This window comes from Sphingomonas sp. CCH5-D11 (genome assembly GCF_001557395.1).
Lineage (GTDB): Bacteria > Pseudomonadota > Alphaproteobacteria > Sphingomonadales > Sphingomonadaceae > Sphingomonas.
The window spans coordinates 1-9,520 of the sequence record NZ_LSKH01000362.1 but is presented as its reverse complement, the minus strand read 5'-3'; the positions used below and the strand labels follow the sequence as shown (position 1 = coordinate 9,520).

The following is a 9,520-nucleotide window of genomic DNA, read 5'->3' as shown; positions in this document are numbered from 1 at the left end:
TGTTCGTCGATTGCGCGTGGCTGATCCACCGGCTGCGCCATGGCAGCACGCGGCGGCCGATCGGCAGCCTGCCGGCGCGGGCGCAGCCCGCGGGCCTTGCGATCTTCGTGCCTGCCTGGGACGAGGCGCTGGTCATCGGCGCCATGCTGCGCACCGCGCTCGCGCGATATGTGCATCCGGATTACCGCATCTATGTCGGCTGCTATCCCAACGATCGCGCGACGATCGATGCGGTGGCGGCGGTTGCGGAGCGGGACCCGCGCGTGCGTCTGGTGATCGGCGCGAGGCCCGGTCCGACGACCAAGGCGGACAATCTCAACGCGATGTGGCGCGCGATGCGGCGGGATGTCGCGCGCGGCGAGAAGATCCGCGCGGTGGTGCTTCACGATGCCGAGCAAGTAGTGACGGTTGCACATATGAAGAAACGTGCATTTTCTTGGGCCTAGCCCCTCAAGCGCGCCGCCATGCGCCTCCAGCCTCCTTCGTCATTGGGCCACACGTTCGGCGCCGTCGGCGCATTGCTCGCCGGGCGTATTCCGACAGGTCGGGCACCGCAGATTGAGCAGCGTAGCCGGCCTCTAAGCATGTGAATGCGGGTGTCGTAGCGGTGGATGAAGAGCCACCGTCCAAAGTTCTGTCCATCAACGATCGAGCGATGTCCGCAGCCGCAACGCACCTCCACATTAGAGGCGATGCGGGTCATTTCAGATAGCGTTTCAGAGCGATGGTTGGCCGACATGGGCGGCACTGAATGAGTGAACGTAACGGGAACATCAAGCTTGTTGCGGTGGTCCGTTCATGGCGGCAGCGCCGGTTGCCCGACGCTGATTATTTTGTCGGGTTGAACCAGGTCGGCCCACCCAGAACTGATGTGCCGGTGATCTTCGCTGCGGTGATGCTGTTCGCTTGAATCTTGGAGGCGTTGATCGAACCACCAACGATCAAGCTGCCCTGCTTCTCGCGCTCGGCCTGTTCCTCGTGAGCGATCATCTTCGCCTGTACGATCGGCACTTTATCGTGAACGTGCCTGCGTAGCGTTTCATCCAGCAACTCGGCTCGGTTCTTCGCCTTTCGAAGCGCAGCAGCTGCATCAGCGACGGCGCGGTGGGCGTCTTCCCTGGCTTGCTCCGCTTCTTCGATCGCGCGGTGTGCCTGCCTGATTTCCTCGAAAAGTTTCTCGATAGCGTTGTCCGCCATTCTCGTTCTCCTTGCTTATTCGTCTTCCAGGTCGAGCAACGCCTGACCGATCAATTGGGCTAGCGGGTGGTGCGGGTCTTTGGAGAGCAGCACCACGATATCGTGGCGCATGATCTCTGCGGCCTCTGCCGCGCTCAGTTCATTCGCCATCGTTCTTGTGCTGGCGTGCTAGGATGTCGCCTACTGCCTTACCGAATATGCTGATGGCATCCTCGATCGTGTCGCGCAGCACATCGCTATTATCGTCGGTGGGCGCCGGTGTGGCCGGCTTCATGTCCGCGACCATCGCTTCAACGCGGTTCAGCTTGTCCAGAATGTGACCGAGTAGGGTTCCGATTGCTTCGTTCGTCATGGGAGTTTTCTCCTCTTATGCGTTGGGCTTGGGAGCCTTGGTCGGGGTGTAGATCGTGCTGGTCAGTGCCCGTTCTGGCGACCAGCCCCGTTGGATGCGCTGCACGAGTGTGGGAACCGCGACACCGAGTTCAATCGACCAATGCTTGATCGTTTGGACGCGATCACCGAGCGGAACGATCGGGGACTTCAACTTTTTGTGATGACCGTTGCGATCGACAGTGACGTAGGTGCCGATGCCCCAGCCCAAGTCTTTCACGACCACGCCAGGCTTGCGGCGGTTCCTCATGTTGGTGGCGCGATCGGTCCAAGTCAGGTTGCCGACGACATAACCCTCGTCATTGCAGATGCGCTCTAGGGTGTAGGTTGGATCGGGCTTCTTTCCGACTTCTGCCAGAAATGTCGTAAAGCCGGTAACAGGGCACAAGAACTCAGGATCGACCCGGATGCCTCGGCCGCCGTAATCCATATACTGTGGGTGGTTCTTGCGGCTGCAACGATCGACCGCATTCTTTAGGGCCTGGTATTCTGCCCTGAACTTCGCCTTTACTGTTTGCCTCTTCATTTTTTTCTCTCCTGCTTGCGGGAGAGGTTTTCCTCTTCCCGAAAATACTTATCAGGAGAGTTGAAGAGTTAAGTGCTGCTAGAACTTGGCTAAGGTGTCTTTCTGTTAAGTAGCTAATGAAGCTATCAAGACAGGGCCTCGCCCTAATCAAGTCGTCCGAGGGCTTTCGCGCTAAAGCCTATGTTTGTCCCGCTGGTGTGCTGACCATCGGCTACGGTTCTACCGGCCCGCACGTCAGGCCCGGTCTGGTTGTCACTGAAGTGGAGGCCAATGCTCTACTTGCAAAGGACGCCGCTCGGTTTGAAAAAGCGGTGAATGCGCTTGGCGTGAAGCTAACCCAGAACCAGTTCGATGCGCTGGTAAGCCTCGCGTTCAACATCGGCGTCGGCAACTTCAATTCCAGCACTCTCGTCCGAAAGCTCAAGGTCGGCGACGTTTCGGGTGCGGCTGCTCAGTTCGCGGTGTGGAATAAGGCTCGCGTCAAAGGAGTGCTGACCGCGCTTCCCGGCCTGACGAAGAGGCGGGCGAAGGTGCTCTTTTCTACACCTGTGGCTGATCGGGTCTTCGTCGCACCGTAGATCGTCACGCGGCTATCGAGGGAGCCGGCGTCGATCTTAGATCACCGAGGCGGTATGGGTTCAGGAGACGGTAGAACGTCTTCTCTCCGACCGTTTGACCCTCACGATTGCGGTAAAGATCGGCCGCGAACACGGCGATTGCCTGCTTGATGCAGGCAGGGCACGTCTCAGGGTTGAACTCCCGACCCGTGTAAGTCTGTGCTTGCTCTTGCGCGGAGATGATTAGAAGCTGGATTGCGGCGTCATCCGCATCACCGTCGATGCGGCACCAATCCTTGACTTCCTGCGGAGTGATAACGGTAGCTCTCATTGAACTACTTAGCTGAAACAGAAGAAGCGGACGTTTCCGCCCGCTTCTCCATCACAGTTGTTGTCTAAGTCTTAGACGGACACCTTCAGGGTGATGAAAGCGTTCTTGTCGCGGACCATGCCACCAACGCGCTTGGTGCTGTAGAACAGCACGAAAGGCTTCTTGGTGAACGGATCGCGCAGCACGCGAACACCGATGCGATCAGCAATCAAGTAACCCTGCTTGAAGTCACCGAACACGAGAGGCAGCTTGCCAGCGGCGATTGCGTCCATTTCGTTGATTTCGGAGTGTGCGTAACCGGCCAGAGTAGCAGGCTCGCCGGCAATCAGCGAAGGCTGCCAAATGTAGTTGCCGTTCGCATCCTTGAGGGTGCGGAGCTTCGCGGTAACAGCCGAAGCCGACGCGAAACGAGCGCCCTGGCGGTATGCCGAGTTCAGGCCGTAGATCATGCTGAACAGGAAGTCGGCGTTGGTTGGCAGATCAGCAGCAACGCCAGTCTTAACCTGTGCGATGCCGGTGGTTGCCATCAGACCCATTGGCTTGTTGACGCCATCGCCGTTCACGAACGCAGCGTTTTCCTTGATTGCGAATGCGCGAGCAACTTCCTCTGCGAGCAGTGCTTCGACATTGACCGAGAGGTCATCGAGAGCGCGCTGCGAAACACCAGGGTTGGCGTAGATTTCGCCCATCGGAACGCGGGTCTCTGCGAGCAGCGGAGTGCTGGTCTCAGGACGCGCATCGGTTTCACCGACCCAGCCAGCATCAGTACCGTGCAGGTTCGACAGAAAGCGATAGTCGTCGGACGATACGGAAACGACCGAAGCCATCGAACGGATCGGGCTGAGGGTTTCCAGTGCGGTGAAGAGACCAGCTTCAACCTGCTTTGGCAGGAGATAACCACCGGTCGAACCCTCAGGGGTGCCGCCGGTCGTGACCATTGCCTTCTGCTCTAGACCTTCAAGGCCAGCGTCCATGCCCTTGCGCATGAAGCCGTTGAAAGCCTTGGCGTGTGCATCCTCGTCTGCGTTGACGTTGGTTGCGCCTGGACGGTTGGACTTCTTCGCAACGTCGGTGATGGAAGCCTGGAGTGCGGTCAGATCAGCGTTGATCTTTTCCAGCTTGTCGGTGGTAACGTAGTCTGCGCTGCCCTTGCTCTCAATCTGTGCAAGACGAGCGTCGTTAGTGTTCTTGAATTCCTCGAAGGCACCAGCCAGCGAAGCAATATCGTTGAGATCGGCCATTATGGGCTCCTTTGTCTCGGTTAATTGACTGCAACCTCGACGCCAGAGTCCCTCCGTGCTTGGTATGCTCTTTTACTTATCCCTTGATGATTATGCGGCTCGCATCTTGTCGATTAGGCTCTGGATTGCATCGCTGACAGCCTGCTTCTCAGCTAGTTCGCTCTTGCTCTCGAATTGGCTCGCAACCGCGATGCTTTCTGACTTGCTGAGGCCGCATTCACGCAGCAGAGCTTCAAGATCACGCACGCTCATGCTCTCGCCCAAGCTCTTTACAGCTTGAACGCGCGCCTTCACGCCGTTGGCGACGACGAACTCGATCTCTTCAAACCACACGACCTTGGCCGCTGCCGTGAGATAGTCCGGCATGATCGGCTTACTGGCCGGGCCGGTGTCATGAGGTTGCTTGGGCTTGGGTCCGCGTTTCACTTAATACTTAGCTAGGCGGTGAAGCGGCCGGCACCCATGCGACAATTATGTCAGACGCAGAAGCGAGCGTTGTAGCCCCAAAGGATGAAACCCAATAAACCTGCAACTACGACGGCCGCTATGACCAAACGTGCTGACACGGGCCACTTGTCCGTCCACTTAAAGTGAAGCTGCTCATCCATCCAGTCGATCTGGCTTTCCGCAAACAGCTTGTAGTGAGCATACCAGCCACTTAGAAAAACTTGCTTACCGACCGTCACGGAATAGTAAGAAGTTTCAATGGCGTCGTATTCCGCCTTCGCCGCCACCACGTCCAAGCCAGATTGCACGCTGCGGTAGAGCGACCTGAGCTTGTTGTAGAGAACCAGCTGAGCATTCGCAGCCTTTTCGTATTCTTCTGCTCGGTAAAACGAAAGGTAGAGGCTCGCTATACCCGCAATGACCAGGATAGCGGAAGGGAACTTGGCAGAAAGCGGATCATAGATCAGCGCGAAAACACCAACGGCGCTGGATATGAAACCAATCCAGCCCGGCCCCTTGCTCACAATGTCGTAGGTCGCGAATGTCTTCTTGACGCCGAACACGACATCATAGCCCTTCTCGGCAATAGCCTTGAGCAGGCGGTCCCTGTCCATCACTGTTCACTTTCGTCTACGATGGGCACATGAATGCGATCTTTGGCGACGACCACTCCATTCTGCACCGCATAGCACTCCACGACGTGCTCGCCACGGAAGTCCGAAGTCTCCTTCTTGATCTTATTCCCGCTGTCCGGCACAATCTGCCCTCGGATCATGTTGCGGCGGACGGCCTCGGACCCTCGGTTTAGAACTTTCCAGTAGACGATATAGATGCCCTTGATGTTCTCGCTGACGATGTAGAACTTGAGCTGCTTTGACTTGTAGACATTGAGGCGCTTCATGCCCGCACTGCTCATGGCGCGGAGAAGGACCGTGCGGAAGCCGCTCTGCTTGACCTCGCACTCCAAGCGCAGTGAATACCGAATGTCGACTGGGAACTTGTCCTCGATGAACTCTTCGGTGTTGTCGGCGGTGTAACTAGCCTCGGTGATCTGGGACTTGCGAACTTCGGTAGCATCCGAGAGCGGGTAGGCCCTGCCAAACAGCTTTCGCCACCGATTGTTGGCCTTTGCTTCCTCGCCCGCTTCCAAAGCCTTGTCCGCCAGTTCTAGCCCCTTTTTGGCCTTGGACTGAAACGGCTTGTGAACCTTGACGTGCTGACCGGAACCGAGAGCCTCATAGCGGTCCTGCTTAGGCTGCTCGGCAAGAAACGAGAGAAAGTCGCGCATCATCTGACCACAAGAGGCAAACGCGGTCTTGTCGTATGTGTCGCGCCCCACAAGGAAGTTGTGAGCTAGCGTGTCGATAAGCAGTCCGCCCATCCCCACACCATGCTTGTTCTTCCATGCGCGAGCCATCCTGGCCAGCCGACGCAAGTTACCGTTCTTGTCGCCGTCCACTTTGGTGGTGGTGTCCAGTTCAGGACGCGGCTTGGTTAGACGATAGGTGCCTCGGCCTTTGGTGTAGGGATACCAAAAACCCTCTTCATCCTCAAAGACCGGCTGCACCTCGATCTTGAAGTTCTGATACTCGCAAACAACCACGAGCGTATCGACATAGACCGTTGTGGTCTTGTATCGCTCCTGAATAGCATCTGCTGTATGACGAAGCAGCTTATAGGGATCGTTTTTGTAGGTGTCCCACTTACCAGCGGGCATAATGTAGAGCATGTCCAGATCGGAGATGCCTTTAATGCCGGTCCAACGGCCATATGAGCCTACTTGGAGGCTGTTGTCCTTGCGGCTGTCGGTGTCTCGAAACTGGAGGTTGCAGGCCCTGGTGACTTCACCATAGCGCAGCGAGATTGTGGCCTCGTTATCGATTGCAATGTTCGAGAACAGCGTCTTGAAGTCGTCCGCCCTGCTGATGGTAGCCTCCCGTTGTCGCGCCGGCCTGGTGCCCCCACCATGACGCTATCATTGCAGGGGAAGATGGGTGGTGATCTTGATTTGTTCAACCCCGTAACGACCTGCCAATCACATCGTTTTTGGCAGCAAACTTACGGCCCAGGTATTTTTATTCACAAAGGCGTCTTTTGCAGGGGGAGGGTGTCACTTGATTTCTTGTGTCGCAAGAATTTCACCCCGCCCCACACCACTCAGGCTGGCAAGCCGTGCAAGCGACTAATCGCTTCGTCGATCCTACGCTTGACCGCATTCGAAATAGAAAGAATCGCCTAAAACTTTGTCGGAGCGTAGTCCGGCGGCGGCGATGGCCACCAAGACTTCCGGTGGTTTTTTGCGAAGCGGCCAGGTGACGCTGGAGGGTTAAACTTCTCCGGCTATCGATAGGCTTTGACTAACGAAAAGCATTGTGCTGTGAATGGAGTTTCCTGCTGAACTCCGCGACCGTTCGGCATTCTGTTTTTAGGAGGAGCGCAATGAGCGACTCGGCCGACCTATGGTTCGTTGGATTGTCTCTGTCTGTCGGTCTTTTTGCCATCAGTCATGCCCTTGGTCGGAGAAACGTTTTCGGTGTGCCGGCGACCGGCTTTTGGGACCGGATATTCGCCGCAGCCATGGCGGCTTGCGCGTTGTTAAGAGCTTTCGGACCTCCGGTATCTTTCACGGCACCCTTATTCACGCACAGCGAAATGTTAATCCTGCCGACGTTACTCTTGATCGCGCTAGCCATAAAGATATTAGAAATTAGGAGGTGAAGATGGGAAGGACGCAATGCGAAGGGGCAAAACTTCATTAAGACGGTTTGTCCTTTTTGTCGGACGTTAGTACTACGCTATCCGTTCTTGGGGCTTTGCCCGTGTTTAAGACTCCCCTTATTAATATCGTCGTTGAGGCCACTTCTTACCTAGTAGACGGAATAGAGAAGCTCAATGCCGATAAGATTGAGCGTCTTGATGCTGGTTGTAAAATAGAAGTGGCCCGTGACGCGATTAATATAGCCGGCGGTGGCGCTTCGATCATTTCGTACCCCATTCCGGATCTTAAGTGCGGTGAACTTTACGTGAGAGGTGCTGCCAGCGCCACTAGCTCCGACGGAAGTATTCATGTATTTGGTGGTAAGTTCATAAAGGTATGCTCTCCGATCGTTCTCGACCTTGGTAACGATGGTTTCCAGTATACCCCTGCGACGACCCCTATAATTACAGATGAGTCGGGTAATGGACGCTTAGAGAAAAGAGCTTGGATCGGGCCTAATGAGGGCATTCTGATCTACGATCATAACAGCAACAACCAGGCCGATCACGACGAATGGGTACTGACTAACTTTAGTCAGACTGGTCGAACTGACCTGGAGGCGCTTAGAGCCTTCGACTCCAACTCGGACGGCGTCTTTAACGCGGCAGATGCCTCATTTGGACAATTTCGCATCGGAAGAGATCTTAACCAAGATGCTCAGTTCGGCAATGGCGAGCTCTTTACGATGCAGCAGCTGGGTATCTCGGCGATCAACCTCTTCCATGGTGTGCAACGAGTCGCTTGGCCTTCGTCACCATCTGAGACCGCTCCCGGGATCTTCACGTTTAACACCGGCAATTTTGTTCGGTCAGATGGTTCTCTTGGCGCCTTTCAAGACGTGGCCTTGCAGATAAACCGGTCATACAGCTCTTTGGTTTACGAAGATTCATCGGCGACCATTGTAAGCTATGGCGCGGCGAATGCTTTCCTATGGGGCCAGGGTGCCAGTCAGCCAATATATTTCGATCTGGCTGCTGGTGCGAACTATGCTGGTTTTGGAAACTTCGTTGATGTGGTGGGCGGCGGTGGGTCTGACCACTTGCTGGGCAATGATGCGGCCAACAACCTATTCGGTGGTGCGGGAGCGGACCATCTACATGGGCGAGGCGGAAACGACTTCATCTTTGCAGATTACGAAGATATGGTTTCTGGATCGGTGGGCGGCGGAGAAGGTAACGATCTCCTCCAGATCACGTCAGAGTATGGCTTGTACATTGATGCCGTATCACTAGGCTTTGAGACTGTGATCTCTGGCTCCGGTTCCGACTATATCGTTTCATCGGTCGCCTCATACGACTATGCAAATCCTACTGCAGGACAGATGATCTTCTTCGGCGGCGCGGGGAATGACACGCTGGTTGGAGGCGAGGGGAACGACTTATTGGTGGGAGATGCAGGGTCTGACGTCATCTCTGGCGCGGGCGGGAACGACGTTATCTATGTCGACTTGGAAGATAACCTTGCAAATATATCGGGTGGCTGGGGTTACGACACGTTGATGATCGAAGGCGGAGGTGGCATCTACGTAAGTAACCTGTATTCGTTGGGGTTCGAAACCGCGCATGGTGGCGACCACAATGATACACTATATGCCTCCCGGTCCGACAATCGCTACTACGAACAGAAGGTCGATAATGTCCTCTCTGGAGGCAAAGGTAACGACTACCTATACGGAGGAGCTGGAGCGGACACGTATGTTTGGGCTCTTGGAGATGGCAGCGACACGTTCGTCGACAAAGACTATGGAGAGACGAAGGGAGACATAATCGACTTGGTCGCAGTGTCTCGCGACCAGGTATCGCTTCGTTGGGGTACGAACCCGGCGATCGTAATCTCCGGGGAAGGCGGCGGAACGATCGCGCTCAGGGGTTTCGGCCTATCTGGCCCAAGGGACATGCTGCACGTCGATGGCAAGTGGTACGACCTCACCGGTTACTGGCAGAGGGACTTCGGCGGTCCGATCGACACTCCTCTCACCAGTATCTATCCGCTGTTTAGCGATGGCCAGAATGTCGGCTCGGGTACCGGTGGATCGGGCGGCGGTGGATCGGGCGGCGGTGGGTCCGGCGGTGG

At 56.0% G+C, this 9,520-nt stretch carries 12 protein-coding genes; 3 read left to right on the top strand and 9 right to left on the bottom strand.

The window, feature by feature from the left end:
* Positions 1-446: glycosyltransferase (locus AX702_RS21440; protein ID WP_156455634.1), on the top strand; the 446-nt coding region annotated here is incomplete at its 5' end.
* Between the two features lie 382 nt (positions 447-828).
* Here AX702_RS21440 and AX702_RS21435 read toward each other — a convergent pair.
* Genes AX702_RS21435 through AX702_RS21425 form a run of 4 tightly spaced genes read right to left on the bottom strand, consistent with a single transcriptional unit; the run spans position 829 to position 2,113 of the window.
* Positions 829-1,197: a hypothetical protein gene (locus tag AX702_RS21435; protein ID WP_066782334.1), complete on the bottom strand. Its 369-nt coding sequence runs from the start codon at positions 1,195-1,197 to the stop codon at positions 829-831.
* A gap of 15 nt (positions 1,198-1,212) precedes the next feature.
* Positions 1,213-1,347, bottom strand: a complete 135-nt coding sequence (locus AX702_RS23535) for a hypothetical protein (RefSeq protein ID WP_269450422.1) — start codon at positions 1,345-1,347, stop codon at positions 1,213-1,215.
* The gene (locus AX702_RS21430) at positions 1,337-1,549 is read right to left on the bottom strand and encodes a hypothetical protein (RefSeq protein WP_066782333.1); all 213 of its coding nucleotides are present in this window, start codon (positions 1,547-1,549) and stop codon (positions 1,337-1,339) included. The genes AX702_RS23535 and AX702_RS21430 overlap by 11 nt, the downstream gene beginning before the upstream one ends.
* Positions 1,550-1,564: 15 nt before the next feature.
* The gene (locus AX702_RS21425; protein WP_156455633.1) at positions 1,565-2,113 is read right to left on the bottom strand and encodes a hypothetical protein; all 549 of its coding nucleotides are present in this window, start codon (positions 2,111-2,113) and stop codon (positions 1,565-1,567) included.
* 116 nt (positions 2,114-2,229) lie between these two features.
* Between AX702_RS21425 and AX702_RS21420 the strand changes: the two genes are divergently transcribed.
* Positions 2,230-2,691, top strand: coding sequence for a lysozyme (locus AX702_RS21420; RefSeq protein ID WP_066782331.1), 462 nt, complete (start codon positions 2,230-2,232; stop codon positions 2,689-2,691).
* 4 nt (positions 2,692-2,695) lie between these two features.
* On the opposite strand, the gene AX702_RS24320 is transcribed toward AX702_RS21420, so the two are convergent.
* The 5 genes from AX702_RS24320 to AX702_RS21395 form a co-directional block, all read right to left on the bottom strand.
* The gene (locus AX702_RS24320) at positions 2,696-3,001 is read right to left on the bottom strand and encodes a head-tail connector protein (RefSeq protein WP_066782330.1); all 306 of its coding nucleotides are present in this window, start codon (positions 2,999-3,001) and stop codon (positions 2,696-2,698) included.
* A gap of 71 nt (positions 3,002-3,072) precedes the next feature.
* On the bottom strand, positions 3,073-4,242 hold the full coding sequence (locus AX702_RS21410) for a phage major capsid protein (protein WP_066782329.1): 1,170 nt from the start codon (positions 4,240-4,242) through the stop codon (positions 3,073-3,075).
* 90 nt (positions 4,243-4,332) lie between these two features.
* On the bottom strand, positions 4,333-4,608 hold the full coding sequence (locus AX702_RS21405; protein ID WP_066782328.1) for a hypothetical protein: 276 nt from the start codon (positions 4,606-4,608) through the stop codon (positions 4,333-4,335).
* A gap of 110 nt (positions 4,609-4,718) precedes the next feature.
* On the bottom strand, positions 4,719-5,303 hold the full coding sequence (locus AX702_RS21400; protein WP_066782327.1) for an SLATT domain-containing protein: 585 nt from the start codon (positions 5,301-5,303) through the stop codon (positions 4,719-4,721).
* A complete protein-coding gene (locus AX702_RS21395) occupies positions 5,303-6,616 on the bottom strand; it encodes a nucleotide-binding domain-containing protein (RefSeq protein ID WP_066782326.1) in 1,314 nt (437 codons plus the stop codon). The genes AX702_RS21400 and AX702_RS21395 overlap by 1 nt, the downstream gene beginning before the upstream one ends.
* Before the next feature lie 892 nt (positions 6,617-7,508).
* Between AX702_RS21395 and AX702_RS22300 the strand changes: the two genes are divergently transcribed.
* Positions 7,509-9,520 (top strand): calcium-binding protein (locus tag AX702_RS22300; protein WP_269450421.1); only part of this gene is annotated, 2,012 nt, incomplete at its 3' end.

Bases quoted from the DNA above. Each gene is read 5' to 3' on its own strand.
- AX702_RS23535 (WP_269450422.1), bottom strand. From the start codon at position 1,347: ATGGCGAATGAACTGAGCGCGGCAGAGGCCGCAGAGATCATGCGCCAC.
- AX702_RS21430 (WP_066782333.1), bottom strand. From the start codon at position 1,549: ATGACGAACGAAGCAATCGGAACCCTACTCGGTCACATTCTGGACAAG.
- AX702_RS21425 (WP_156455633.1), bottom strand. From the start codon at position 2,113: ATGAAGAGGCAAACAGTAAAGGCGAAGTTCAGGGCAGAATACCAGGCC.
- AX702_RS24320 (WP_066782330.1), bottom strand. From the start codon at position 3,001: ATGAGAGCTACCGTTATCACTCCGCAGGAAGTCAAGGATTGGTGCCGC.
- AX702_RS21400 (WP_066782327.1), bottom strand. From the start codon at position 5,303: ATGGACAGGGACCGCCTGCTCAAGGCTATTGCCGAGAAGGGCTATGAT.
- AX702_RS21435 (WP_066782334.1), bottom strand. From the start codon at position 1,197: ATGGCGGACAACGCTATCGAGAAACTTTTCGAGGAAATCAGGCAGGCA.
- AX702_RS21405 (WP_066782328.1), bottom strand. From the start codon at position 4,608: ATGCCGGACTATCTCACGGCAGCGGCCAAGGTCGTGTGGTTTGAAGAG.
- AX702_RS21420 (WP_066782331.1), top strand. From the start codon at position 2,230: ATGAAGCTATCAAGACAGGGCCTCGCCCTAATCAAGTCGTCCGAGGGC.
- AX702_RS21410 (WP_066782329.1), bottom strand. From the start codon at position 4,242: ATGGCCGATCTCAACGATATTGCTTCGCTGGCTGGTGCCTTCGAGGAA.